General features: G+C 72.0%; 23 protein-coding genes. 8 read left to right on the top strand and 15 right to left on the bottom strand.

The window, feature by feature from the left end; genetic code table 11:
- Positions 1–82: 82 nt before the first annotated feature.
- Positions 83–709, bottom strand: a complete 627-nt coding sequence (locus OHV05_RS20865; RefSeq protein WP_405019026.1) for a prepilin peptidase — start codon at positions 707–709, stop codon at positions 83–85.
- Between the two features lie 82 nt (positions 710–791).
- Here OHV05_RS20865 and OHV05_RS20860 point away from each other — a divergent pair, with 82 nt between their 5' ends.
- The gene (locus tag OHV05_RS20860; protein WP_403044198.1) at positions 792–2,006 is read left to right on the top strand and encodes a pyridoxal phosphate-dependent aminotransferase; all 1,215 of its coding nucleotides are present in this window, start codon (positions 792–794) and stop codon (positions 2,004–2,006) included.
- Between the two features lie 104 nt (positions 2,007–2,110).
- Here OHV05_RS20860 and OHV05_RS20855 read toward each other — a convergent pair whose 3' ends face one another.
- Positions 2,111–3,940: a phosphoenolpyruvate carboxykinase (GTP) gene (locus OHV05_RS20855; protein ID WP_405019025.1), complete on the bottom strand. Its 1,830-nt coding sequence runs from the start codon at positions 3,938–3,940 to the stop codon at positions 2,111–2,113.
- A 268-nt stretch (positions 3,941–4,208) separates the two neighbouring features.
- On the opposite strand from OHV05_RS20855, the gene OHV05_RS20850 reads away from it, so the two are divergent.
- Positions 4,209–4,874, top strand: a complete 666-nt coding sequence (locus tag OHV05_RS20850; protein ID WP_405019024.1) for a hemolysin III family protein — start codon at positions 4,209–4,211, stop codon at positions 4,872–4,874.
- Here OHV05_RS20850 and OHV05_RS20845 read toward each other — a convergent pair.
- The 3 genes from OHV05_RS20845 to OHV05_RS20835 all read right to left on the bottom strand — a co-directional run bounded on the left by OHV05_RS20845 (position 4,845) and on the right by OHV05_RS20835 (position 6,783).
- The gene (locus OHV05_RS20845) at positions 4,845–5,123 is read right to left on the bottom strand and encodes a hypothetical protein (RefSeq protein WP_405019023.1); all 279 of its coding nucleotides are present in this window, start codon (positions 5,121–5,123) and stop codon (positions 4,845–4,847) included. The two genes, OHV05_RS20850 and OHV05_RS20845, sit on opposite strands and share 30 nt — an antisense overlap.
- Before the next feature lie 177 nt (positions 5,124–5,300).
- A complete protein-coding gene (locus OHV05_RS20840) occupies positions 5,301–6,131 on the bottom strand; it encodes a hypothetical protein (protein WP_405019022.1) in 831 nt (276 codons plus the stop codon).
- A 13-nt stretch (positions 6,132–6,144) separates the two neighbouring features.
- Positions 6,145–6,783 carry a papain-like cysteine protease family protein gene (locus OHV05_RS20835; protein ID WP_405019021.1) on the bottom strand — a complete coding sequence of 213 codons (639 nt, stop codon included), beginning with the start codon at positions 6,781–6,783 and terminating at the stop codon, positions 6,145–6,147.
- A gap of 250 nt (positions 6,784–7,033) precedes the next feature.
- Between OHV05_RS20835 and OHV05_RS20830 the strand changes: the two genes are divergently transcribed.
- On the top strand, positions 7,034–7,963 hold the full coding sequence (locus OHV05_RS20830) for a hypothetical protein (protein WP_405019020.1): 930 nt from the start codon (positions 7,034–7,036) through the stop codon (positions 7,961–7,963).
- Here the strand turns inward: OHV05_RS20830 and OHV05_RS20825 are convergent.
- Genes OHV05_RS20825 through mca form a run of 5 tightly spaced genes read right to left on the bottom strand, consistent with a single transcriptional unit; the run spans position 7,960 to position 13,032 of the window.
- Positions 7,960–8,892 (bottom strand): hypothetical protein, encoded by a 933-nt coding sequence (locus OHV05_RS20825; RefSeq protein ID WP_405019019.1) that lies wholly within the window; start codon positions 8,890–8,892, stop codon positions 7,960–7,962. The two genes, OHV05_RS20830 and OHV05_RS20825, sit on opposite strands and share 4 nt — an antisense overlap.
- A gap of 46 nt (positions 8,893–8,938) precedes the next feature.
- Positions 8,939–9,778 (bottom strand): GNAT family N-acetyltransferase, encoded by an 840-nt coding sequence (locus OHV05_RS20820; RefSeq protein WP_405019018.1) that lies wholly within the window; start codon positions 9,776–9,778, stop codon positions 8,939–8,941.
- Between the two features lie 27 nt (positions 9,779–9,805).
- A complete protein-coding gene (locus OHV05_RS20815) occupies positions 9,806–11,860 on the bottom strand; it encodes a thioredoxin domain-containing protein (protein WP_405019017.1) in 2,055 nt (684 codons plus the stop codon).
- 36 nt (positions 11,861–11,896) lie between these two features.
- Entirely contained in the window at positions 11,897–12,094 is a 198-nt protein-coding gene (locus OHV05_RS20810) for a hypothetical protein (RefSeq protein WP_184914864.1), read from the bottom strand.
- Between the two features lie 53 nt (positions 12,095–12,147).
- The gene (mca, locus tag OHV05_RS20805) at positions 12,148–13,032 is read right to left on the bottom strand and encodes a mycothiol conjugate amidase Mca (protein WP_405019016.1); all 885 of its coding nucleotides are present in this window, start codon (positions 13,030–13,032) and stop codon (positions 12,148–12,150) included.
- Between the two features lie 150 nt (positions 13,033–13,182).
- Between mca and OHV05_RS20800 the strand changes: the two genes are divergently transcribed.
- Together OHV05_RS20800 and greA are read left to right on the top strand one after the other, a co-directional pair.
- Positions 13,183–13,590, top strand: a complete 408-nt coding sequence (locus OHV05_RS20800) for a DUF4307 domain-containing protein (RefSeq protein WP_405019015.1) — start codon at positions 13,183–13,185, stop codon at positions 13,588–13,590.
- A 220-nt stretch (positions 13,591–13,810) separates the two neighbouring features.
- Positions 13,811–14,308, top strand: coding sequence for a transcription elongation factor GreA (gene greA / locus OHV05_RS20795; protein ID WP_403044606.1), 498 nt, complete (start codon positions 13,811–13,813; stop codon positions 14,306–14,308).
- A gap of 101 nt (positions 14,309–14,409) precedes the next feature.
- Here greA and OHV05_RS20790 read toward each other — a convergent pair whose 3' ends face one another.
- The 4 genes from OHV05_RS20790 to OHV05_RS20775 all read right to left on the bottom strand — a co-directional run bounded on the left by OHV05_RS20790 (position 14,410) and on the right by OHV05_RS20775 (position 19,097).
- A complete protein-coding gene (locus OHV05_RS20790) occupies positions 14,410–15,267 on the bottom strand; it encodes an ABC transporter permease (protein WP_403044603.1) in 858 nt (285 codons plus the stop codon).
- Positions 15,267–16,271, bottom strand: coding sequence for an ATP-binding cassette domain-containing protein (locus tag OHV05_RS20785; protein ID WP_403044601.1), 1,005 nt, complete (start codon positions 16,269–16,271; stop codon positions 15,267–15,269). Before OHV05_RS20785 ends, OHV05_RS20790 begins: the two co-directional genes overlap by 1 nt.
- A 259-nt stretch (positions 16,272–16,530) precedes the next feature.
- Positions 16,531–17,742 carry a threonine ammonia-lyase gene (gene ilvA, locus OHV05_RS20780; protein ID WP_405019014.1) on the bottom strand — a complete coding sequence of 404 codons (1,212 nt, stop codon included), beginning with the start codon at positions 17,740–17,742 and terminating at the stop codon, positions 16,531–16,533.
- A gap of 200 nt (positions 17,743–17,942) precedes the next feature.
- Positions 17,943–19,097 (bottom strand): cystathionine gamma-synthase, encoded by a 1,155-nt coding sequence (locus tag OHV05_RS20775; RefSeq protein WP_405019013.1) that lies wholly within the window; start codon positions 19,095–19,097, stop codon positions 17,943–17,945.
- 190 nt (positions 19,098–19,287) lie between these two features.
- Here OHV05_RS20775 and OHV05_RS20770 point away from each other — a divergent pair, with 190 nt between their 5' ends.
- From OHV05_RS20770 to msrA, 3 genes are all read left to right on the top strand, one after another.
- Positions 19,288–20,934, top strand: a complete 1,647-nt coding sequence (locus tag OHV05_RS20770; RefSeq protein ID WP_405019012.1) for a M48 family metalloprotease — start codon at positions 19,288–19,290, stop codon at positions 20,932–20,934.
- Between the two features lie 19 nt (positions 20,935–20,953).
- Positions 20,954–22,000, top strand: a complete 1,047-nt coding sequence (locus OHV05_RS20765; protein ID WP_405019011.1) for a hypothetical protein — start codon at positions 20,954–20,956, stop codon at positions 21,998–22,000.
- Between the two features lie 86 nt (positions 22,001–22,086).
- Complete coding sequence (gene msrA, locus OHV05_RS20760) at positions 22,087–22,752, top strand: peptide-methionine (S)-S-oxide reductase MsrA (protein ID WP_405019010.1); 666 nt, start codon at positions 22,087–22,089, stop codon at positions 22,750–22,752.
- Between the two features lie 53 nt (positions 22,753–22,805).
- Here msrA and OHV05_RS20755 read toward each other — a convergent pair whose 3' ends face one another.
- The gene (locus tag OHV05_RS20755) at positions 22,806–24,068 is read right to left on the bottom strand and encodes a hypothetical protein (protein ID WP_405019009.1); all 1,263 of its coding nucleotides are present in this window, start codon (positions 24,066–24,068) and stop codon (positions 22,806–22,808) included.
- Between the last annotated feature and the right edge of the window lie 155 nt (positions 24,069–24,223).

The following is a 24,223-nucleotide window of genomic DNA, read 5'->3' as shown; positions in this document are numbered from 1 at the left end:
GCCGCCCTATGAGGGTGGGGCCGCGTACCACCGAGGCCCGCCGTACCCACCAGGTGCGGCGGGCCTCGTCGTTGGCGGTGCGTCAGACCGTGGGCCGCCCGGTCACCAGCACCGCGAGCAGGGTGCCGAGCAGCAGGAACGGGCCGAAGGCCAGCGAGTCCTGCCGCCCGGCCCGGCGGGTGAGCAGCAGGGCGACCGCCCAGAGGCCGGCCAGCAGGAAGGCGTACACCAGGCCGGCCAGCACGGTGGCCCAACCGGTGACCGCGAGCAGCGCGCCCAGGCTCGGGGCCAGCTTGGCGTCGCCGAGGCCGATCGGGACGAGCAGCGCCAGCAGCGCGAAGCCCAGGCCCAGCGCCAGTGCGGCGAGCAGGCAGCGCAGCAGTGACTGACGCTCCGTCACCAGCAGCAGGATCGCGGTGCCCGCCGCCAGCGTCGCGGTCAGCACGTCCGGCAGCCGGTGCACCGAGGCGTCGACCAGGGCGAGCACCACGCCGAGCAGGGCCGTCCAGACCAGCACCGGCCACCCGGCCACGCCGTACCCCGCCCCGACCGCCGCGCCCGCCCCGGCCGACACCAGCGCGGCCGTCGGCAGCGACAGCGGGCGCGCCGCGGGCTCTCCCTCATAGGGGACCGCGTACCGGCCGACCGCCCGGCGCACCCCCGGGGCCAGCACGAGCCCCACCGCCACCCCACCCAGAATCGCGAACACGGGACCAGCCTGGCAGAACGACATGACGTTGTGTCCAAGAGCACGCGATGGGCCGGGGTCTTCGGTCGTAAAGTTACCTGCCATGCAGGTCATCCAGTCCAGCAAGCTTGCCAATGTCTGTTACGACATCCGCGGCCCGGTGCTCGATGAGGCGATGCGACTGGAGGACCAGGGGCATCGCATCCTCAAGCTGAACACCGGCAATCCCGCCGTCTTCGGCTTCGACGCGCCGCCCGAGATCCTTCAGGACATCCTGAAGAACCTCTCCTCCGCGCACGGCTACGGCGACTCCAAGGGTCTGCTCTCCGCCCGCCGGGCGGTGGTGATGCACTACGAGGAGCGTGGCCTGCACGGCCTCACGGTCGAGGACGTCTTCCTCGGCAACGGGGTCTCCGAACTGATCCAGCTGGCGATGACCGCGCTGCTGGACGACGGCGACGAGGTGCTCGTGCCGGCGCCGGACTACCCGTTGTGGACGGCCTCGGTCAGCCTGTCCGGCGGTACCGCGGTGCACTACCGCTGCGACGAGCAGTCGGAGTGGTACCCGGACCTCGCCGACATCGAGGCCAAGGTCACCGACCGGACCAGGGCGATCGTGGTGATCAACCCGAACAACCCGACCGGGGCGGTCTACCCGCTGGAGGTCCTGGAGGGCATCGTCGAGATCGCCCGCCGCCACAAGCTGGTGATCTACGCGGACGAGATCTACGACAAGATCCTCTACGACGACGCGGTGCACGTCCCGCTCGCCACCCTGGCGCCCGACCTGTTCTGCGTCACCTTCAACGGCATGTCCAAGTCGTACCGGGTGGCGGGGTTCCGCTCCGGTTGGATGGTGCTCTCCGGCGACCGGACCAGGGCCCGCAGCTACATCGAGGGCCTGACCGTGCTGGCCAGCATGCGGCTGTGCGCCAACATGCCCGCCCAGCACGCGGTGGCGGCGGCGCTCGGCGGCCGGCAGTCCATCAAGGAGCTGATCCTGCCCGGCGGGCGGCTGCTGGAGTCCCGGGACGCGGCGTACAAGCTGCTGAACGAGATCCCCGGGGTGAGCTGCGTGAAGCCGAAGGGCGCGCTGTACGCCTTCCCGAGGCTGGACCCGCAGGTCTACAAGATCAAGGACGACGCCCAGATGGTGCTGGACCTGCTGCGGTCCCAGCGCATCCTGATCGTCCAGGGCACCGGCTTCAACTGGCCCGAGCCGGACCACTTCCGGCTGGTCACGCTGCCCCGGGCGGAGGAGATCACCGACGCCGTCACCCGGATCGGCGACTTCCTGTCCGGCTACGCCCAGCCCTGAGCGGTCCGGATACGGCTACGGCCGGAGTCCCGATCCGGACGATCCCCTCTTGGTCGGGGGAGGATCGTCCGGCCGAGGCTCCGGCCGTAGCCGTCTCTGCCGCGTCAGCCGAGGCGCTGCACCAGCGCCTCGTACTCGTCCCAGAGGGCCTTGGGGGTGTGCTCGCCGAACAGCTCCAGGTGGGCCGGCACCAGGGCGGCCTCCTGGCGCCAGATGTCGGCGTCCACCGAGAACAGCAGGTCGAGGTCGCGCTGCGGGATGTCGAGGCCCTTGAGGTCGAAGCCCTCGACGGTCGGCAGCACGCCGATCGGGGTCTCGACACCGGCGCCGACGCCCTCCAAGCGCTCGACGATCCACTTCAGCACCCGGCTGTTCTCGCCGTAGCCCGGCCAGACGAAGTCGCCGGCCGTGTTCTTGCGGAACCAGTTGACGTAGTAGATCTTCGGCAGCTTGGCCGCGTCGGCCTGCGCGCCGAGCTTCAGCCAGTGGCCGAAGTAGTCGCCCATGTTGTAGCCGCAGAACGGCAGCATCGCGAACGGGTCGCGGCGCAGCTCGCCCACGGTGCCCTCGGCGGCGGCGGTCTTCTCGGAGGCGATGTTGGCGCCCAGGAAGACGCCGTGCTGCCAGTCGAAGGACTCGGTCACCAGCGGGACGGCGGTGGCCCGGCGGCCGCCGAACAGGATGGCCGAGATCGGCACCCCGGCCTGGTCCTCCCACTCCGGCGCGATGGTCGGGCACTGCGCGGCCGGGACGGCGAACCGCGCGTTCGGGTGGGCGGCGGGGGTGCCGGACTCGGGGGTCCAGTCGTTGCCGCGCCAGTCGGTCAGGTGCGCCGGGGGCTCCTCGGTGAGGCCCTCCCACCAGACGTCGCCGTCGTCGGTCAGCGCGACGTTGGTGAAGACCGTGTTGCCCCAGAGGGTGTCGATCGCGTTGGCGTTGGTGTCCACGCCGGTGCCGGGGGCGACGCCGAAGAAGCCGGCCTCCGGGTTGATCGCGTAGAGCCGGCCGTCGGCGCCGAACCGCATCCAGGCGATGTCGTCGCCGATGGTCTCGACCTTCCAGCCCGGGATGGTCGGCTGGAGCATCGCCAGGTTGGTCTTGCCGCAGGCGGACGGGAAGGCCGCGGCGATGTACTTGGGCTCGGCGCCGCTCGGCGGGGTGAGCTTGAGGACGAGCATGTGCTCGGCCAGCCAGCCCTCGTCCCGGGCCATCGTGGAGGCGATCCGGAGCGCGTAGCACTTCTTGCCGAGCAGGGCGTTGCCGCCGTAGCCCGAGCCGAAGGACCAGATCTCCCGGGTCTCCGGGTAGTGCGAGATGTACTTGGTGGTGTTGCAGGGCCACGGCACGTCGGCCTCGCCCTCGGCCAGCGGGGCGCCGACGGTGTGCACGGCCTTGACGAACTCGCCGTCCTCGCCGAGCTGGTCGAGCACGGCCTGACCCATCCGGGTCATCACGCGCATCGAGACCGCCACGTAGGCGGAGTCGGTGATCTCCACGCCGTACGCCGCCAGCGGCGAGCCGACCGGGCCCATCGAGAACGGCACGACGTACATCGTGCGGCCCTTCATGGCGCCCTTGAACAGACCGTCCGTGCCGGTGAAGATCTCCCGCATCTCGGCGGGGGCCTTCCAGTTGTTGGTCGGACCGGCGTCCTTCTCCTGCTCGGAGCAGATGTAGGTGCGGTCCTCGACCCGGGCCACGTCCGAGGGGTCGGAGGTGGCGAGGTAGGAGTTGACCCGCTTCTCCGGGTTCAGCTTCCTGAAGGTGCCCTGGGCGACCAGCAGATCGGCGAGGCGCTGGTACTCCTCCTCCGAGCCGTCACACCACTCGACGCGGTCCGGCTGGGTCAGCTCCGCGATCTCGCTCACCCAGGCCAGCAGACGCTTGTGGCGGGTGGGCGCGGATGCGCTGAGAGCAGAGTTCTCGTACGACACGATCGCTCCGTTTCACGCCATCTCGGCTAGGAGACGGCGTCGCGGGGGTTTGAGGGTGGTTACACCGTAGCTCCGGCCTCAAGGCCCCAACACGGCAAGATGGCAATTTCGACCGAAGTTTTGCGCCATCCTGGCTAAGTACTGGGCGGTAACAAGGCACAGAAGTCCGACCCCGACCCTCTGGCGACCTCGATCCAATACTCCATAACGTCCAAAAGTGGTGACCGTCACTACCTACGTGCCAGTAACCTACGGAACCGTAGGTAGCATGTTGGCCATGACGGACGTATCGGTCGAGATCAAGCCCATCTGGCGCGGATGGCTGCACGCGGGGATGTTCCCGGCGGCGCTGGCCGCCGGAATCGTGTTGATCTGCCTGGCGGATTCCACCGAGGCCCGGGTCGCCTGCGCGATCTACTCGGTCAGCGCCTGGCTGCTGTTCGGGGTCAGCGCGGTGTACCACCGCTTCACCTGGGGGCCGCGCGGCGACGCGATCCTGCGCCGGCTCGACCACGCGAACATCTTCCTGATCATCGCGGGCTCGTACACCCCGTTCACCATCCTGTTGCTGGAGGGCGGCCAGCGGGAGCTGCTGCTCTGGCTGGTCTGGGGCGGAGCGCTGGCCGGGATCGCGTTCCGGGTGTTCTGGGTCGGGGCGCCGCGCTGGCTCTACACGCCCTGCTACCTGGCGCTCGGCTGGGCCGCGGTGTTCTTCCTGCCCGAGTTCCTGCAGGCCGGCGGCGCGGCGGTGGTCACGCTGCTGATCGTCGGCGGGGTGCTCTACAGCCTGGGCGGGGTGGTCTACGGACTGAAGAAGCCGAACCCGTCACCGCGCTGGTTCGGCTTCCACGAGGTCTTCCACGCCTTCACCCTGGGCGCGTTCATCGCCCAGTACGTCGGCATCTCACTGGTGGCGTACAGCGTCGCCAACTGAGCGGCCGTCCAGCCGTTCCCTGGCCCGGCGGCAGCGTTCGCAGTGCGCCTCCGCCGGCTCCTCCGGGCCCTGCCGCCCGTGGCCCCGCACCCGGAACCGGCGGGCCACGTCCAGCATCACCAGGGCGACCTCGGCCGCCGCGACGACCCAGACCAGCTGCGGGCCGCCGAACACGTACGCCAGCACCACCGCCAGCGCGGCGGCCACGCCCACCAGCGCGCCCTCGACCCGCACTCCCCGCGCCGCCATCTGCTCCCCCTTCAGCCACCCGCCGGGTACTCAACACCACACACGGTGACATACCGGTCGGGCGGCCAGGCGAACGAGGGGTCAACGGTTCGTCAAATCGCCGGGTGAGCGCACACCGGAGGCACACGACGAAGGGCGGTACGGGGACTTCCCCGTACCGCCCTCCCGTCCGGTGGATCAGCCGTCCTGCCGGTGGCGGCGGACCGCCAGGCCGATCCCGGTGAGAGCGGTGGCCGCCAGGGCCGCGCCCGCCACTCCCGCCGTCAGCGACGGCAGACCGGCCGGCTCCGCAGCCGGCCCGGCCGCCTCGTAACCACCGCCCTTGCCCGCCCGGTCGTACGCCGAACCGGGCAGCTTGTCGCCGTACCGCTGGTGCACCAGCTGCTGGTACCCGGCCAGGCTGACCCCGGCCGAGCCGACCGACCGGACCGCGTCCTCGTCCAGCGGCAGCACCCGGTCGCCGCGCAGCACGTACCAGGCGTTCAGCTGCGGCTCCCGGAAGACCGTGCCGCCGCCGGTGCTCGCGGCCTGCGCCGCGTAGTCGGTCTCGTCACCGCCGGTGGCGATGTTGACGACCCGCCAGCCGCCGTCCTGCTTGACGGTCCAGACCGAGGCGGTCTGCCCGTCGGCCGCGACCACCTTGCTGGCCACGAACTCGGCCTTGGCCACGACCGCACCGGCCGTGCCCGCCACGAACGCCGGGTCCAGGGTGTAGACCGGCACGGTGGCACCGCTCAGCCGGGGTGCGGCCTGTGCGGCGGCCCGGGCCTCGTCGGCCGGGCTGAGGTCGAGCGACTTGGTCGGCGGCGCGCCCTTGCGGGCGAAGAACCGGCCCAGCTGGTCCAGCACGGCCGGGGACTCGGCCGCACCCCGGGCCGCCGACAGCTCGGCGGCGGCGAACGGGGCCGGGGCGCCGCCCTCCGCCGCCTGGGCGGGGAGCGCGAGGGCCAGGCCGAGGGTGGCGGCCAACGCGGTGACGGCCGCCAGGCGGCGGGTGTGCCTACGCATCTCGGTCATCTCCTCACGCACCGATCCGGTAGAGGGAGTGGGTCCAGGAGAACGAGCTGTTGCTCACGTAGTACGAGTAGTCCGCCCAGTTGTAGCGGTTGTTCGACGGCCACGGGTCGCCCCAGTAGACGAAGTTGTTGCTGGTGTCGTAGCCGTAGATCACGTGCATGTGCCCGCCGCCGGAGCTCCACTGGATCCGGGTCTCGATCGGCCGGTTGGCGTTGATCTCGGTCTGCACGGTGCTGTTGCGCAGGTAACCGGTGACGTACGAACCGGAGTTGATGCCGATCCAGTTCAGCGCGGTCTGCACGTTGGCCAGCGACGCCTGGTTGTTGGGGCAACTGGCGTTCACGGACCGGTTGAAGGCCACGTTGCAGAACTGGTTCTGGCTGTAGGTGTAGCCGAAGTAGGTGGCGATCGTGTTGCCGCTCGCCGCCCAGCACCAGTTGGTCTGCTGCTGCGACTGCATGGTGATGTTGAGCTTGCGCGCCGCCAGGGCCGAGACGGCCCCCGGGGTCACCGAGGCCGGCTGGAGGTGGGGGATGGTGGCGGCCGGCGCCGGGGCGGCGGTGGCCACCGTGAGGGCCGGCGCGAGAATGCCGAGAGCGAGGGCGGCGACCGCCTGACGCAGGCGTGTCCGGGAAGTTGGCATGGGCTTCTCCTCCTTGCGAGTCCGCAGGAGAGGGGATGTGGGGGACCGCGTCCGGACGCGGTGGACAGAGCATCGGCCCGTGCCGTGTCCCGGTCAACGGACCAGGTCGGCCGCCCCGGCCGGGTGTGAACGGACCCGCCCGCGATGTGAACGGAACTCCCGTTCGGGGGCCGGATATCCGCGCCACCTGATGACAACTCGCCTGCCACGTGTGAATATTCACGGTCAACCAGGCAGACGGGAGTCGGCTATGCAGCAGACCGTCCAGCCCGAGCTGGCGGCGGTACTCCGTACCGGCCCCTTCCACCTCGCCCTGCGCGCCGCCATCAGCGCCCGCGGCCTGGCCCTGAACCGCCTCCGGCAGCACCTCGCCCAACGCGGCGTCCAGGTCGGCGTCACCAGCCTGAGCTACTGGCAGCAGGGCAGGCGCCGTCCCGAGCGGGCCGAATCACTGCGCGCGGTCCGGGTGTTGGAGGAGGTGCTGGAACTCCCCGAGCACTCCCTCACCCGCCTGCTCGGCCCCCGCCAGGCCCCGGCCGGACCCGCCTCGCCGGCCACCCGCCCGTACCGCGACCTGATCGCCCCGGCCGCGGCGGTGGACGGCCTGCTCGCCACCATCGCCGGCCCGCCGGACACCGGCCTGCACACCGTCACCCACATCGAACGGATCCGGATCGGCGCCGACCGGCAGATGGTCCGCCGCGACTCCCAGCACGCCCTGCGGGCCCACCGGGACGGCATCGACCGCTACCTGGCCCTCTACCAGGGCGACCCCGGCTGCGACATCGGCCGGGTCACCGTCCGGGCCGAGGAGAACTGCCGCCCCGGCCGGATCCGCCGCGACCCCGAAGCCGAACTCCTGGTCGCCGAACTCCTGCTGGACCGCCGCCTGCGCACCGGCGACACCCACCTGCTCGGCTACGGCTTCGACGACGCCCCGGCCCCCGGGCCCAGCTGCGAGTACGTCCGGGGCTTCAACTCGGGCGCCGGCCAGTACGTCCTGCAGATCACCTTCCACCCCGACGCCCTCCCGGTCCGCTGCCACCGCTTCACCTCCCGCAGCCCGGGCGGCGAACCGTACGAGACCGAGGAGCTGACGCTCGACGGGCACCACTGCGTGCACCTGGTGGCGAGCGCGCTGACGCCGTGTCTGCTGGGCATCCGCTGGGACTGGGACTAGAAGCCGTCCTGCGCACCGCCCGCCGCCGCGTCGCGTCGGCGCCGGACCACCAACACCCCGCCCGCGCCGAGCCCGGCCACCGCGACCAGGGCGCCCAGCGCCCACGGCAGCCCGGAACCGCTGTGGCCGGCGGGGGTGGCCGCCAGGGTGACCGGGGTCGGGCTCGGGGTCGGCGTGACCGTCGGGGTGGGGCTCGGCTCCGGGGTCGGGCTCGCGCTCGGCGTCGGCGTCGGCGTCGGCGCGGGTGACGGTTCCTCAGGAGTCGGGCTCGGCGGCGGGGTCGGGCTCGTCGTCGCCTGCGGGGGCGACGCCGGCTTGGCGGTCGGCGTGGCCCGGGGGGTCGGCTTCCGGGTCGTGCCGGCGGGGGCCGGGGTGGCCGGCTGGGCCGGGCTGCCGCCGGTGAAGGAGAAGCTCACCCCGCCCAGCTTGCTGACGGTGATCATGGAGCACGGTCCGAGGGCCGCCATCGCGCTGAGCTCGTACACCCCGTTCGGGCTGCCGACCGGCATCGACAGGGTCTCGTGCAGCACGTGCCGGCCCCGCGACAGGCCACCGAACCGGACCTCGTCGGAGACCCAGCTGCCCATGGTCCCGGCCATCCGGGGCGGCTGCCAGGTGAACGAGAAGCCGTGCGCCGGGCCGCCGTCCACACTCAGCCGGGCGGACGGTGCCGGGCCGGGGGTCTGCTGGTCCACGGAGACGATCTGCAGCTGCCACACGGCCGATCCCTGGTCCGGGGCGTCCAGGGTCAGCACGTTGTCGACCGTCCGCGAGCCGCCCATCCGCACCTGGGGGACCTGGCCGTACACGCCGTCGGTCCGGTAGGTGCCGGTGGCCATCGACGTGCAGACCTCCGCGTGCGCCACACCGGCACCCGGCAGCACGGAGAGGGGTATCGCGAAGGCCAGCGCCAGGCCGCGTCTCGTCATGGCCCCGGATCCTAGTGCCGCCCTCCCGGCGCCCCCGACCCGGGTGTCAGACCTCGAAACTCAGGCTGACGCAGTCCTCGACGGCCCGGTAACCCAGCTTCTGGTAGATCGAGTTGCTGGTCGGGTTGCCGAGGTCCGTGTAGAGCAGTACCTCCGCCGCGCCGCCGGCCAGCGCCTGGGCCGAACCCGCCGCCACGACCCCGCTCGCGTAGCCCCGCCCCCGGTGCTCCGGCGGTGTGTAGACCGGCCCGATCCGCGACATCCCGGCGATCACGGGGCTGACCCCGGCGAACGAGACCGGGGTGCCCCGGTGCTCCCAGATGTGCAGGTGCCCGCCGGCGGTCCGCCGTTCGACCGTGGGCCGGTGGTTCTCGCCGGGGACGGCCAACTCCGCCTCGGCGACGAATTCCCCGAACCACCTCACCAGCAGCTCGACGTCGTCCGCCGTGGCGGGCCGGACCGTCCCAGCGGGCAGCGGTGAGGGGTCGACCAAGGTCCCCAGTCTGTACAGCCGTTCGTTCGCGGTGACGGTGCTCTCCGCCGCCCAGGCCGCCGCGAAGGCGTGGGCCGGGGCCACCCCGCCGCCCAGCCCCGACAGCTCCGTACCGGCCAGCGCGAGCGCCAGTTCGGTGGCCGCCCGCTCCGGCATCAGACTGAGCCGGAGCGGGTACGGCGGCGTCCGCGCGAAGGCGCCCACGACCGGGGCGTCCGGCCCGGGGCGCCACCAGCCGTACTGCGGATCGTCCGGGCCGAAGACGTGCGGGCCGCCCTCGGTGAGGTTGTGCACCAGGGTGAGCAGCACGGTGTTCTCGGCCGGATGGGCGGCCAGGAAGTCACCGGCCTGCGCGCGGAAGTCGTCCAGGGAGGGGCTGAGGGTCCAGGTCATGGGGCATTGTGGCTGATCACCGACGGCTCACGCACCGAGGTTTCCGACCCGCACCCCGAGCTTCCCGGCCAGCTCCGCCGGGTCCGCCGTCGGGGCGTCGCAGCTGAAGTGGTGGCAGACGTACGCGGCCGGCTCGCCGGCCAGCAGCGGCCGGTCGGCCAGCAGCGGGACCTCCGTCGAACCCGGCTCACCGACCGCCACCACGGCGCCCGGGGCGGTGCCGAGCAGGGCGGTCCGGTGCAGCAGCGCGGTCTCGGCGGCCCCGGGCCGGCCGATCACCGCGACCTCGCGCGGCCCGTCGGCCAGCGCCTCGGCGGCGGCCAGGCCCCAGCCGATGAACCGGGGCGCCCGGCTTCCAAGGGCGCCGACGATGCCCAACGCCCGCTCGGCGGCGGTCCGGTGGCGCTCGGAGCCGGTGTAGGCGGCGTAGCTGAGCAGGGCCTGTGCGGCGGCGGTCCACCCCGAGGGGGTGGCGTTGTCGGTCGGGTCCTGCGGGCGGCGGATCAGCTGCTCGGCGTCGTCCGCCGTGTCGTAGAGGGCGCCCGAGGCAGTGTCGACAAAGTGACCCAACACGGTGTCGAGCAGCCCGCCGGCCAGCCCGAGCCACTCGGCGTCGCCGGTCACCGCGTACAGCGCGAGGAAGCCCTCGGCGGTGTCCGCGTAGTCCTCCAGCACACCCGCGTTGGCACCGGCCCGGCCGTCCCGGGAGGTCCGCAGCAGGCGGCCGTCCTCGGTCAGGTGGACGGCGAGCAGCAGGTCGGCGGCCCGGACGGCGGCCTCCACCAGGTCGGGCCGCTCCAGCAGGGCGCCGGTCTCGGCCAGCGCGGCGATCGCCAGCCCGTTCCAGGCCGCCACCACCTTGTCGTCCCGGGCCGGGGCGGGCCGCTGCCGACGGGCCGTCAGCAGCCGCTGCCTGATCCGGCCGTACGCCTTGTCGTCCGCCGGGTCGGCGAGCAGCTGGAGCACCGAGGAGCCGTGCTCGAAGGTGCCGGTCACCTCGAACAGCCCGATGGCCAGCGCGCCGTCCTCGGCGCCCAGCACCTCGGTCAGCTGCTCGGGGGTCCAGGCGTAGTACGCGCCCTCGGCCGACTTGCCGGTGGCCGGGTCCAGGCTGTCGGCGTCCAGCGCGGAGGCGAAACCACCCTCGGGGGTGCGGAGTTCGGCGAGCAGGAAGTCGGCGGTCTCCAGCGCGATCCGGCGCGGCAGCTCGGCGCCGGTGGCCCGCCACAGGTGCAGGTAGACCCGGAGCAGCAGGGCGTTGTCGTAGAGCATCTTCTCGAAGTGCGGGACCACCCAGTCGGCGTCCACCGCGTACCGGGCGAAGCCGCCGCCGAGCTGGTCGTAGATCCCGCCCCGGGCCATCGCCTCGCAGGTGTGCCGGGCCATCTCCAGCGCCTCGGCCGAGCCGGTGCTCGCGTGGTGCCTGAGCAGGAACTCCACCGCCATCGACGGCGGGAACTTCGGCGCCCCGCCGAAACCACCGCGCTTCGCGTCGTAGCTCCGGCCGAGCTCGGCCGCCGCCTGCGCCAACTCCTCGGCGCCGGGCACCCGGTGGACCCCACTGCCGGCCCCGTACACCGAGGCCCGCTCGGCCAGGTCGGCCCTGATCCGCTCGGCCACCTCGCCGACCTCGTCCCGGCGGTCCCGCCAGGCCGCGCTGACCCCCTCCAGCACCTGCCGGAACCCGGGCATGCCGTGCCGGGGCGCGGGCGGGAAGTACGTCCCGAAGTAGAACGGGTCCTTCTCGGGCGTCAGAAAGACCGTCATCGGCCACCCACCCTGCCCGGTGGCCGCCTGCACCGCCTCCATGTACACCGCATCCACATCGGGCCGCTCCTCGCGGTCCACCTTCACCGCGACGAAGTGCTCGTTGGCGTAGGCGGCGATCGCCTCGTCCTCGAAGGACTCGTGCGCCATCACATGACACCAGTGGCACGCCGCGTACCCGACGCTCAGCAGCACCGGCACCCCGCGCCGCTCGGCCTCCGCGAACGCCTCGGGGCCCCAGGGCCACCAGTCCACCGGGTTGTCGGCGTGCTGAAGGAGATACGGCGAGGTCGCGTCCGCGAGACGGTTCGGCATGCCCCCATCCTTGCGCATCATCGCGCAGGAACGGTGTCAGTCCTTGGGCTGCTCGGGCTCCTCGACGAAGTTCACCCGGCCGAACTGCTTGTTCATCGACTTGACCAGGAACCAGGTGGCGACGCCGAGGACGGCGAAGACCACGAAGCCCAGCAGACCGGGCGTCACCTTGGCCTTGTCGAAGGTCTCGGCGGCGAGAGTGGTGAGGTGCATCGGGGTGCTCATGTCTCCCATGGTGACCCGGCCCTACGCGGGCCGGGTCACCGGGGTGGGTGCGGGTCGGGGTGTCAGACGGTGGTGACGGCGGTGCGCAGGCCGGCGAACAGGTCGTCCTCGGGGAGGTCGGTGTCCACCAGCGAGCGGACCAGCTCGTAGTCCTCGGTCGGCCAGACCTTCGTCTGGACCTCGATCGGGATCCGGAACCACGGGCCGTCCGGGTCGATCTGGGTGGCGTGCGCGATCAGCGCGCGGTCCCGGGTCTCGAACCACGCGTCGCAGACCACCCGGGTGGTGATCTCGCGCTCCTTACGGCCGCTCTTCTCCCACCCCTCGATCCACTCGCCGTACGGCGACTCGAGGTCGTTCTCCGTCAGGTAGGCGTGCATCGCCCGGATCCGGCCCATCGGGAAGCCGTGGTTGTAGTAGACCTTGGACGGCTGCCAGGGCGCGCCGGCCTCGGGGTAGGCGTCCGGGTCACCGGCGGCGTCGAAGGCGGCCATGGTGATCTTGTGGGTCATGATGTGGTCGGGGTGCGGGTAGCCGCCGTTCTCGTCGTACGTGGTGATCACGTGCGGCCGGAACTCGCGGATCAGCTTCACCAGCGGGGCGGCCGCCTCGGCCACCTCCTGGAGCGCGAAGCAGCCCTCGGGCAGCGGCGGCAGCGGGTCGCCCTCCGGCAGGCCGGAGTCGACGAAGCCGAGCCAGGCCTGCTTGACGCCGAGGATCTCGCGGGCGGCGTCCATCTCCTTCCGGCGCACCTCGTGGATGTTCTCCTCGACCCACGGGTCGCCCTGGAGCTTGGGGTTGAGAATCGAGCCACGCTCACCGCCGGTGCAGGTGGCGACCAGCACGTCCACCCCCTGTGAGACGTACATGGCCATGGTGGCGGCGCCCTTGCTGGACTCGTCGTCCGGGTGCGCGTGTACCGCCATCAGTCGCAACTGCTCAGTCAACGCCTGGTTCCTTCCGGGAATCATCCGGTTCGTCGGGCCGGTCCCCCGCCGCGTCCGGCGCGGATGCTGCCCTCCTATAGTGACTGACCGGTGGGTCCGTCCATTCCCCCGGTGGACCGTGGGCCCCTCGTCGAAAGGACTGAGCCGACCATGGACTCCGGACGTACGACCGTCGCCCCCGCCCGCTACGGCAAGCGCAGCGACCGCGAGGCCGACCGGCGGCTGCGGATCACCGGCCTGGTCTGCGGCGCGCTCGGCCTGGCCCTGGTCGGCTGGATAGGCGTCAGCTACGTCTCCAAGGGCTCGGTCATGAACGGTCTGATGCCCGGCTTCCAGGTGGTCTCGGCCGAGGCGATCCAGGTGCAGCTCTCGGTGCTCAAGGACGACGGCACGGCGGGGGTCTGCACCGTCCGCGCGCAGTCCGAGGACGGCGGCGTGGTCGGGCTGCACGACTTCCCGATCCCGGCCGCCGGATCGCGCTACGACGAGGTGGTCACGCTGCGCACCACCGCTCGCGCCACCGCTGCCGAGCTGCTCGGCTGCGCCCCCGGTAAGTAATCCGTTCGGGCGCATATTCGAGGCCGGGACCGGGCATCCGTACCGGGTACCACCGGCGGGGACGCGGCGATGACCCTCCCGCTCCGGTCCGGAAATTGTTAGGGTCGTGGTTTCGCCCCTCTCCGGCCGGACGGCAAGAGAGCGGGCGATGCTTTGTAGTACGACCCGTTCCCGGCTGACACCAACCCTCAGCGCAGCCCAGCACCTACGAGGAGCACCTGTGACCCAGACCAGCGAGAACGTGACCTGGCTCACTCAGTCCGGCTACGACCAGCTCAAGGCCGAGCTGGACTACATGACCGGCCCGTGGCGCGCCGAGATCGTCAAGAAGATCGAGGCGGCCCGCGAGGAGGGCGACCTCAAGGAGAACGCCGGCTACCACGCGGCCCGGGACGACCAGGGCAAGGGCGAGCTGCGGATCCGCCAGCTCACCCAGCTGCTGGAGCGGGCCAAGGTCGGCGAGGCCCCGGCGGACTCCGGCGTGGTGGCCCCCGGCATGGTCGTGACGATCGCCTTCGACGGCGACGAGGACGACACCATGGTCTTCCTGCTCGGCTCCCGTGAGATGGCGGGCGCCTCCGAGGTGGACGTCTACTCCCCGCAGTCCCCGCTCGGCTCGGCCATCGACGGCAAGAAGATCGGCGACGAGGCGCACTACGAGCTGCCGAACGGCAAGCGCGCGATGGTCAAGGTGATCGCGGCCAAGCCGCACGCCTGATCCCCCCGACACGCCCGAGCGGCGGCCGCCCCCACCGAAAAGGGGACGGCCGCCGCTCGCGTGCGTACGGGGGTGCTCAACTCACGCAGAGCGGGCCCGGCTCAACCCACCGCAGAGCGGTACTTGCGGACCGACAGCCAGGAGAAGAAGGCCATGATGGCCAGCGACCACAGCACCGAGAGCAGCGCCGCGTTCTCCATCGGCCAGCCGCCGGTGACCGGGCCGACCTGGTTGCCGAACAGGTCGCGGCAGGCCTGCACCGTCGCGCTGAACGGGTTCCAGTAGGCGACCGGCTGCAGCCAGCCCGGCATCGAGCTGACCGGGACGAAGGCGTTCGAGATGAAGGTCAGCGGGAACAGCCAGATCAGACCGGCCGAGGTGGCCGCCTCCGGGCTGCGCACCGACAGGCCGATCAGCGCGCCGATCCAGGAGAACGCGTAGCCCAGCAGGAGCAGCAGCCCGAACGCGCCGAGCGCCTTCAGGAAGCCCTCGTGGATCCGCCAGCCGACCAGCACCGCGACGATCATCAGCACCAGCAGGGTGAACGCGGTCTGCACCAGGTCGGCCAGCGTGCGGCCGACCAGCACGGCGGAGCGGGTCATCGGGAGCGAGCGGAACCGGTCCACCAGCCCCTTGGTCATGTCCTCTGCGATGCCGGCCGAGGCGCCGGCCACCGCGAAGGTGACGGTCTGGGCGAAGATGCCCGCCATCAGGAACTGGGTGTAGGTGCTGGCACTCGCACTGGTGCCGGGGATCTGGATCGCCCCGCCCATCACGTACGAGAACAGCAGCACGAACATCACCGGCTGCATCAGCCCGAAGACCACGATCTCCGGGATCCGGGTCATCCGGCGCAGGTTGCGCTTGGCGATCACCCAGGAGTCGTGCAGCATCGCGCTGACCCCGTGCCGCTGCTGCGGGACGGCGCCGCCGATCGCGTGTTCGGTGGCCGTGGTCATCAGGCGTCCTTCCCGAGGCTCTTGCGGCCCTTGCCGGGCTGCTCGTCCTCGTCCTCGGTCTCCGCGACGGTGGCATGGCCGGTCAGCGAGAGGAACACGTCGTCCAGGGTCGGGCGGCGCAGGCCGATGTCGTCGATCTCGATCGAGCGGGCGTCCAGCTCGCGGATCACGTCGGCGAGCACCTTGGCGCCACCGCTGACCGGCACGGTGATCTTCCGGGTGTTCTTCTCCAGCGTCGGGTCGCCCTTGGCGTACGGCGCCAGCGCGGCCAGCGCCTCGGTCACGTCGTCCCGCTCGTGCACCACCACCTCGACCCGCTCGCCGCCGATCTGGGCCTTGAGCTGGTCGGCGGTGCCTCGGGCGATCACCTTGCCGTGGTCGACCACCGCGATGTCGTGGGCGAGGCGATCCGCCTCCTCCAGGTACTGGGTGGTCAGCAGCAGGGTGGTGCCCTGCTCGACCAGGGTCTCGATGACCTCCCAGAGCGCGAGCCGGTTGCGCGGGTCCAGACCCGTGGTCGGCTCGTCCAGGAACATCACCGGGGGCCGGACCACCAGTGCGGCCGCCAGGTCGAGCCGGCGGCGCATGCCGCCGGAGTAGGTCTTGGCGGTGCGGTCGGCGGCCTCGCTGAGGTTGAACCACTCCAGCAGCTCGCGGGCGCGGGCCTTCGCGTCCCGCACGCTCATCTGGTAGAGCTCGCCGACCATCTGCAGGTTCTCACGGCCCGTCAGGTACTCGTCGACGGCGGCGTACTGACCGGAGAGGCCGATCAGGCTGCGCACCTTGTTCGGGTGCTTCAGCACGTCCACCCCGGCGACCACGGCACGGCCGGAGTCGGGGCGGAGCAGGGTGGTGAGCACGCGGACGGTGGTGGTCTTGCCGGCGCCGTTCGGGCCGAGCAGTCCGAGCACCGTGCCCTCGGGGACGTCGAGGCTGACGCCGTCAAGGGCACGTACGTCACCGAAGGTCTTGACCAGGTTCTCGGCTTGGATGGCTGGCGCCATGAGCCTGCCTCATCTCCTCTGACGATATGACTGATATGTCCACTCTGACCCGAGGGGAATACCCGGGCGAACCGGAATCCATGCCGGGAGTGACATCGGAGAAACGCGATGCATCGCGAGAATGACAGCTCGCGATATATCGCGTCAAGGATCAGGCGCACGGCGCAGCGAAGGCAGCGCGGAGCCGATCCGCGCTGACACCCTCTCAGCTCGGACTGACAACCGCCCCTGGTTTTCCGGCTGTCGGCGTTCCCGGGCGCTACTGAGTGACCACGTAGCCCGTGTGCCGGAGGTCGCCCAGCACCGCGGCGCAGTGCTCGGGCCCCTTGGTCTCCAGGTGCAGGTCCACCTCGACCTCGGTCAGCCCCAGCCGGGGGTCGATCCGGACGTGCGCGATGTCCAGCACGTTGGCGTCCACCCGGGTGAGCACCGCCAGCAGGTCGGCCAGCGCCCCCGGCTTGTCGGTCAGCCGGACCCGGATCGACAGGTACCGGCCCGCCGCCACCAGCCCGTGCCGCAGCACCCGTTGCATCAGCTGCGGGTCGATGTTGCCGCCCGAGAGCACCGCCACCACCGGGCCCCGGAAGCTCTCCGGATGCTCCAGCAGCGCGGCCAGCGGGCTCGCCCCGGCCGGTTCGACCACCAGCTTGAGCCGCTCCAGACTGAGCAGCAGCGCCCGGGACAGCCCCTCCTCGGAGACCGTCCGGACGCCGTCCGCCAGGGTGTTCACCACCTCGAACGGAATGTCACCCGGCCGGCCCACCATGATCCCGTCCGCCATGGTGGCGAACCGCTCCAGCGAGACCGGCCGCCCCGCCGCCAGCGAGGGCGGGTACGCGGCGGCGTTGGCCGCCTGCACCCCGATCACCTGGACGTCCGGGCGGAGCGGCTTGACCGCCGCCGCGATCCCCGCCAGCAGCCCGCCGCCGCCCACCCCGACCAGGATGGTGCGGACCTCCGGGCACTGCTCCAGGATCTCCAGGCCGACGGTGGCCTGGCCGGTGACGATGTCCCAGTGGTCGAACGGGTGGATGAACACCGCGCCGGTCGCGTCCGCGTACTGCTGCGCCGCGTTCAGCGCCTCGTCCACGGTGCTGCCGTGCAGCCGGACCTCGGCGCCGTAGTCCCTGGTCGCCGCCACCTTGGGGAGCGGGGCCGCCAGCGGCATGAAGACCGTCGACCGCACCCCGAGCAGCGAGGCGGCCAGCGCCACCCCCTGCGCGTGGTTGCCCGCACTGGCCGCCACCACGCCGCCGGCCCGCTCCACCGGCGACAGTCCGGCGATCCGGACGTACGCGCCGCGCAGCTTGAACGAACCGGTGCGCTGCAGGTTCTCGCACTTCAGGTGCACCGGCGCACCGATCAGCCCCGCCAGGTAGCGGCTGCTCTCCATCGGCGTGACCCGGGCGACCCCGGCGAGCATCTTCTGCGCACCACGGACGTCGTCCAGGGTGATCGGCCAGTTGCGCATACGTCCTCTTCGAGGCAGACGGTCCGGAAGACAGGGGCTCGGGGAACTGCGACGCCGGCCCTTGCAAGGTGATCGTCGCGTGGGTGGTCAGGCACTTTCGTCCGTGACCCCGGCGCCGGATCTCCTCGCAGTTCCCCGAGCCCCTGGGCCGTAGCACCGGAGCGCCTGCCCAGGGTGCGGCCCCGCCGAAAGGCCGGGCGTCAGCCCAGGGCGCGGGTGAGGTCCGCGAGCAGGTCGTCGATCGACTCGATGCCGACCGAGACCCGGATCAGGTCGGCCGGCACCTCGAGGGCGGAGCCCGCGACCGAGGCGTGCGTCATCCGCCCCGGGTGCTCGATCAGCGACTCGACGCCGCCCAGCGACTCGCCGAGGGTGAACAGTTCGGCCCGGTTGCAGACGTCCACCGCGGCCTGCTCGCCACCGTTGACCCGGAACGAGACCATCCCGCCGAACGCCTTCATCTGCTTGGCGGCGATGTCGTGCCCGGGGTGCGAGGGCAGCCCGGGGTAGATCACCTGGCTGACCTTGGGGTGGACGGAGAGCAGCTCGGCGACCTTCGCGGCGTTGGAGCTGTGCCGGTCCATCCGGACCCCGAGGGTCTTGATGCCGCGCAGCACCAGCCAGGCGTCGAACGGCCCGGCCACCGCGCCCATCGCGTTCTGGTGGTACGCCAGTTCCTCGCCGAGACCGGCCTCGGCCGCCACCAGGGCGCCGCCGACCACGTCGGAGTGGCCGCCCATGTACTTGGTGGTCGAGTGCACCACCACGTCCGCGCCGAACGACAGCGGCTGCTGCAGGTACGGGCTGGCGAAGGTGTTGTCCACCACCAGCAGCGCACCGGCCCGGTGGGCCACCTCGGCCAGCCCGGCGATGTCGGAGATGCCGAGCAGCGGGTTGGAGGGGGTCTCCACCCAGAGCGCGCGGGTGTTGGGGCGCAGCGCGTCCCGGACCGCCGCCAGGTTCTGGGTGTCCGCGACGGAGAACTCGACGCCCCAGCGGGTGAGCACCTTGGCGAACAGCCGGAAGGTGCCGCCGTAGGCGTCGTTCGGGATGACGATGTGGTCGCCCGGCTTCAGCACGGTGCGCAGCAGGGTGTCCTCGGCGGCCAGGCCGGAGGCGAAGGCGAGGCCGCGGGCACCGCCCTCGATCGCGGCCAGGCACTCCTCGAGCGCGGTACGGGTGGGGTTGGCGGAGCGGCTGTACTCGTAGCCGTTCCGGAGGCCGCCGACGCCGTCCTGCTTGTAGGTGGACACCTGGTAGATCGGCGTGACGACGGCCCCGGTCTGGGGATCTGCTTCCTGACCCGCGTGGATGGCGAGAGTCTCGAAGCCCTGGGGAAGCTGGTGCTCGGTCATACCGCTGAGCCTAGGGCCTGTCCGACGGTTCCCGCCGGATCAGCCCGACGCGGGGGCGAAACGGGCCAAGGGCGGGCAGAGCGCCCGCGGTGCCGACCACCCGTCAAGTGCGACGCGCCGGGCGGCTACGATCTGCACTTCCCGCACACATGTTCAGGGTGCGGACGGAACGTCAAAGGGGGAGGAACGCATGGGCACGCCCGCGCGACCCACCGGAATGAGCACGGCCGGACGGGCCGCCCTCGCGGTCGCCATGCTGGTCGGCTTCTACCTGCTCGCGGCCGGCCTGGTGCTCGGCGTCCTGGGCGCCGACGTCGCCCTGGTCGTGGAGACCGGGCGGCTGAACCCGGCGATCGGCAAGCTGATCCTGCTCAGCCTGGCCGTCGCCTATCCCGTGCTCCGGGTGGTCTTCCTGACCCGCCGTCCGCGCGAGCGGGGCGAGGCGTACGGCCTGCCGGTGACCCGCGAGCAGCAGCCGGAGCTGTGGGCCAGGGTGGACCGGATCGCCGAGCGGACCGGCGTCCGCGGACCGGCCGAGATCCGGCTGATCCCCGAGGTCAACGCGGGTGTCCGGGAGGACACCAAGCTGCTCGGCCTGATCCCCGGCAAGCGGCACCTGGTGATCGGCGCCCCGCTGCTGATCGGCCTGACCGAGGCCGAGCTGGACTCGGTGCTGGCCCACGAGTTCGGCCACTACAGCAACCGCGACGTCCGGCTGGCCGGGGTCACGGTGGCCGGGCGGAGCGCGATCCTGCACACCATCCACGGCCTGCACGCGCGGGCCGACGGCCACCAGGCCCAGCAGCAGGCCGAGCTCAGGGCGAAGGCCGCGAAGCGGCTGGCCAAGGGCAAGAAGGTCACCGAGGAGAAGGCCGGCGGCGGTGTCGACCGGGCGCTGGCCAAGCTCTTCACCCAGTACGCCAAGCTGTACTTCCGGGTCTCCGAGTCGGTGAGCCGCCGTCAGGAGTACGCCGCCGACCGGTCCGCCGCCGCGATCGCCGGGCGGGACGCCACCGCCGCCGCGCTGCGCCGGCTGCCGCTGCTGGACGCCGCCGAGAACTTCTACCTGCACCGGTACGCCACCATCGGCTGGTCCGCCGGTCTGCTGCCGATGCCGGGTCAGGTGTACGGCGGGCTGGCCGAGCTGCTCGCCGACCCGAAGCGCCGTCAGGAGCTGGCCGAGCTGGCCCTGGAGCCCGCCGAGGAGGAGGCCGACCCGTACGACTCGCACCCGCCGATCGCCCAGCGGGTGGCCGCGATCGAGGCGCTGCCCGACGACGGCCGGGCCGCCGAGGGCTCGGGCCCCGCGCTGGTGCTGCTGCACGAGGCCGAACGGACGCTGGCCGCGCTGGAGTCGGTCTGCCTGGTGCCCGAGGCCGCGACCAAGCGCCGGGTGACCTGGCCGGAGCTGGTGCGGACCGTCTGCCTGGCCGACTGCCGGGAGGACTGCCAGCCGATCCTGACCGCGCTCACCTCCGCCGGGCTGCCCGGCACGGTCGAGGCACTGCTGGACGCGATCGACGCCGGCCGCACCTGGGAGCTGGCCGGCCGGCTGCCGCGCGACGAGCAGGCCGTCGCCCCGACCGGCCTGGCCGCCCGCGAGGCGGCCCGCCCGGTCTTCCGGTCCACCCTGGGCCGGCTCACCGTGCTGGCGCTGGCCGAGTCGGGCCGGGCGCACTGGGAGTTCTCCTGGTCCACCGCCGCCGTCCTGCACCTGCCCGACGGCTGGGACGAGACCTTCTCCGCCGCCCTGGACGCCGCGGTCGCGGACGTCCCGGACACCGCGCCGCTGCGCACCCTGCTCACCACCGCCGGGCCCGTCCCGGCCGCTCACTGAACCACCGGAGTCCCCACGCATGCTGTTCCTCACCATCGCCGTCTGCGCGCTGCTGTTCACCCTGTTCAAGTCGCTGAAGGCCAAGCGGGCCGCCGGCGTGAGCCACGCCGAGGTGCTGGCCGACCCGGCCCGCGCCTCCCAGTTCGGGCTGGTGCCCAACCAGGGCCTGGTGCTCGGCCGCACCACGGTCGACGACGACGCCCGGATCGCCCTGTCCGCCGCCCGGGACGGCAGCTGGCGGGAGGCCGCCGCCTACATCGAGGCGGCCGGCACCGACTGGGACGAGCGCTGGGAGCGCACCGAACTCTTCGTCAACCCGGCCGCCCAGGACGACGGTTGGCTGAACGCCTGGCGGATGGAGCAGCCGGAGAACTCCGACGCCGCCGCGCTGCACGTGGTCGCCCTGGTGCACGCCGGCTGGGCGATCCGGGGCTCGGGCTACGCCAACACGGTCACCGACGAGATGCGGGACGGCTTCCGACGCAAGCTCCAGCAGGCCACCGAGGCCGCGGCCGAGGCCGTCGCGCTGGCCGCGCCCGCCGACCCGAGCCCGTTCCTGGCCCAGCTCGCGCTGGCCCGGGGCGACAACTGGTCGAACGACGACTTCCGGATGTTCTGGGCCAAGGCGGTCAAGCGGGCCCCGCTGAACCGGGACGCGTACTGGCAGGCGATGCAGTACTGGTGCCGCAAGTGGCACGGCAGCAACGAGCTGATGCACGCCTTCGTGGACGAGGCGATCGCTGCCGCCCCGGCCGGCAGCCTGCTCGGCACGCTCAAGCTGGACGCGTACGAGGAGCAGTACGACGACGCCGCGAGCCGGACCTCCGCCGAGCTGCGGGCCGCCGTCGACGCCGTGCTGGCCGACATCGCGGCCGCCCGGCCGGACCACCCGGAGCTGCCCGCCGCCCGGGGCCGGGTGGTCCGCTTCCTGGCCGGCCAGGGCCGGCACGCCGAGGCGCTGGCCCAGTTCCAGGCGCTCGGCCCGGTGATCCCGATGCCGTTCCTGGGCGACCCGGACGAGTTCGTCGAGCTCCGGGCCAGGACCGTGGTCGCGCTCTCCCGCTGACCGCCGCCCGGCGGCCGTCCCGGTGGAATCCCGGGCGGCCGCCGGGCGTTGCAGAGGGCACCGTCCCCTGAGCACTGGGAGCAGCCGTGCTGTTCAACCGTCACAAGAGCGAGCTGGTCACCGCCGAGCAGGCCCTGCCCGGCCGGGCGGCCCCGCTGTTCGCCCTGACCGAGCCGCACACCGTGCTCGGCACCGCCCTGGCCGGCCCCTACCCCGCCGGGCTGGAGACGGCCGACTTCGCGATGGGCTGTTTCTGGGGCGCCGAGCGGAAGTTCTGGGAGCTGGACGGGGTGTGGACCACCCTGGTCGGCTACCAGGGCGGGCACACCCCGCACCCGACCTACGAGGAGGTGTGCAGCGGTCTGACCGGGCACACCGAGGCGGTCCGGGTGGTCTACGACCCGGCGCTGGTCTCGTACGGGACGCTGCTGAAGACCTTCTGGGAGGCGCACGACCCGACCCAGGGTTTCCGGCAGGGCAACGACCAGGGCACCCAGTACCGCTCCGCCGCGTACACCCACACCCCGGCGCAGGCCGCCGAGCTGGCCGCCTCGCAGGCGGCCTTCCAGCCCGCGCTGACCGCGATCGGCCTGGGCCCGATCACCACCGAGACCGGCCCGGCCGGCCCGTTCTACCCGGCCGAGCCTTACCACCAGCAGTACCTGTCCGACGCCAAGAACCCGAACGGCTACTGCGGCCTCGGCGGCACCGGTGCCAGCTGCCCGATCGGGGTGGCCCGCACCCAGGGCTGAGCACGCGCGAAGGCCCCGCCGGTTCCGGCGGGGCCTTCGTCACGTACAGGGTGTCAGCTGGTGGCGTCGAGCAGCTGCTTGATCTGCTCGTAGCTCATGCCGCTCTGGTTCAGCACCTTGATCTGCGCCTCCGGGATGCCCTTGGCCGTCAGCTCCTTGAGCTGGGCGTCGGTCAGCGCGGCCGCGGTGCCGCCGCCACCGATCTTGCCGCCGGCCTTGCTGCCCATCATCGAGGTGACGATCTGCTCGAAGTCGGCCATCGCGAACTTGGTGGCACCGTCCGGCGCCTTCGGGGCCTCGGCCGCGTCCTTGCTGAAGGTCACCTTGACCGGCAGGTGCGCGTCGGCCGGCAGCTTGGAGTCGATCTGGGCCAGGTCGAAGGAGATCGCGGAGACCGAGCCGTCCTTGATGAAGACGTCCAGGCCGACCTTCTTGTCCGGGATGTCGGTCGGGGCGCTGCCGGGCAGCTTCTCCATGCCCGGGATGTCCTTGAGCACCGGCTTGACGCTCTTCAGCAGGTCGTCCGCGAGGGCCTTGGCGGGGGCGGAGACGTAGATGTGCTCGGCGCCGTCCTGCTTGCCCTTGTCCTCGAAGGTGACGTTGCGGGAGAGGACGTCCTTGACGGTGTTCACCAGGCCGGAGGCGACCTTGGGGTCGACCGACGGAGCGGCCGAGGCGCCGCCGGCCTTGCTGCCGGCCGCCTTGGTCGCCTGCTCGGCGAGGTCCTTGAGGGCCTTGCCCTCGACCTCGACCCACTTGCCGGCCACGGCGTCCTGGATCACCTTCGGGAAGGCCGAGGCGGCGTCCTTGAGCTCACCGGCGTCCTCGCCGGCCAGCTGGGCGACGCCGTCCACGTCGGCCTTCAGGTAGAAGTTGCCGTCGACCCAGCGCAGCTCGGCGTAGCTCTTGCCGCTCTTGCCGGCCAGCGCGTACGCGACGTCGAAGCCCGGGTCCTGGCCGAGCGAGTTGAGCGGGTCGGCGCCGGACTGCGCGTTCTTGAAGGAGTCGAGGTCCTTCAGCGGCTTGTCGGCGCTGACCGCGACCGAGATCTTGAGCTCGGCCATCAGCTCGGCGGTCTTGCGGTCGAGGTTGTCGCCCTTGGCGCTGGCGAGCTTGTCGAACGCGATGATCTCGTCGGCGGTCGCCCCGAAGGAGAGCTCGGCCTTGAGGGTCTTGCCGTCGGTGATCTTGCCGAACGCGTCGGAGACCTTCTCGGCGGCGGTCAGCTGCTTGACGGTGCCACAGGCCGCGAGGCCGGTGGCGAGGACGACGGTGCAGGCGGTCGCGGCGAGGGCCCCCCGGGCCGCGCGGCGCATGGTGGTGTTGATGGAACTTCTCCCCCGTGAGGCTGCGCCCTGGTGGTGTGTGCAACCGGGCCGCAAGGTTTGACTGCTGCTGGATACGTCCCCAGACAAGCAGCTTTCACCCGCCGGGGCACCCCGATTTCGCCGCTCGTGGCGGAATCGGGACG

Origin of the sequence: Kitasatospora sp. NBC_00070, assembly GCF_045041205.1 — a bacterium.
GTDB lineage: Bacteria > Actinomycetota > Actinomycetes > Streptomycetales > Streptomycetaceae > Kitasatospora.
The sequence above is the reverse complement of the archived record's forward strand: the minus strand, read 5'-3'. Positions and strand labels throughout refer to the sequence as shown.

Bases quoted from the DNA above. Each gene is read 5' to 3' on its own strand.
- OHV05_RS20755 (WP_405019009.1), bottom strand. From the start codon at position 24,068: ATGCGCCGCGCGGCCCGGGGGGCCCTCGCCGCGACCGCCTGCACCGTC.
- OHV05_RS20775 (WP_405019013.1), bottom strand. From the start codon at position 19,097: ATGACCGAGCACCAGCTTCCCCAGGGCTTCGAGACTCTCGCCATCCAC.
- OHV05_RS20785 (WP_403044601.1), bottom strand. From the start codon at position 16,271: ATGGCGCCAGCCATCCAAGCCGAGAACCTGGTCAAGACCTTCGGTGAC.
- OHV05_RS20765 (WP_405019011.1), top strand. From the start codon at position 20,954: ATGCTGTTCCTCACCATCGCCGTCTGCGCGCTGCTGTTCACCCTGTTC.
- OHV05_RS20840 (WP_405019022.1), bottom strand. From the start codon at position 6,131: ATGCGTAGGCACACCCGCCGCCTGGCGGCCGTCACCGCGTTGGCCGCC.
- OHV05_RS20815 (WP_405019017.1), bottom strand. From the start codon at position 11,860: ATGCCGAACCGTCTCGCGGACGCGACCTCGCCGTATCTCCTTCAGCAC.
- OHV05_RS20850 (WP_405019024.1), top strand. From the start codon at position 4,209: ATGTTGGCCATGACGGACGTATCGGTCGAGATCAAGCCCATCTGGCGC.
- OHV05_RS20860 (WP_403044198.1), top strand. From the start codon at position 792: ATGCAGGTCATCCAGTCCAGCAAGCTTGCCAATGTCTGTTACGACATC.
- OHV05_RS20820 (WP_405019018.1), bottom strand. From the start codon at position 9,778: ATGACCTGGACCCTCAGCCCCTCCCTGGACGACTTCCGCGCGCAGGCC.
- OHV05_RS20835 (WP_405019021.1), bottom strand. From the start codon at position 6,783: ATGCCAACTTCCCGGACACGCCTGCGTCAGGCGGTCGCCGCCCTCGCT.
- OHV05_RS20770 (WP_405019012.1), top strand. From the start codon at position 19,288: ATGGGCACGCCCGCGCGACCCACCGGAATGAGCACGGCCGGACGGGCC.
- OHV05_RS20790 (WP_403044603.1), bottom strand. From the start codon at position 15,267: ATGACCACGGCCACCGAACACGCGATCGGCGGCGCCGTCCCGCAGCAG.
- ilvA (WP_405019014.1), bottom strand. From the start codon at position 17,742: ATGCGCAACTGGCCGATCACCCTGGACGACGTCCGTGGTGCGCAGAAG.
- OHV05_RS20830 (WP_405019020.1), top strand. From the start codon at position 7,034: ATGCAGCAGACCGTCCAGCCCGAGCTGGCGGCGGTACTCCGTACCGGC.
- OHV05_RS20825 (WP_405019019.1), bottom strand. From the start codon at position 8,892: ATGACGAGACGCGGCCTGGCGCTGGCCTTCGCGATACCCCTCTCCGTG.
- OHV05_RS20800 (WP_405019015.1), top strand. From the start codon at position 13,183: ATGGACTCCGGACGTACGACCGTCGCCCCCGCCCGCTACGGCAAGCGC.
- OHV05_RS20810 (WP_184914864.1), bottom strand. From the start codon at position 12,094: ATGGGAGACATGAGCACCCCGATGCACCTCACCACTCTCGCCGCCGAG.
- OHV05_RS20845 (WP_405019023.1), bottom strand. From the start codon at position 5,123: ATGGCGGCGCGGGGAGTGCGGGTCGAGGGCGCGCTGGTGGGCGTGGCC.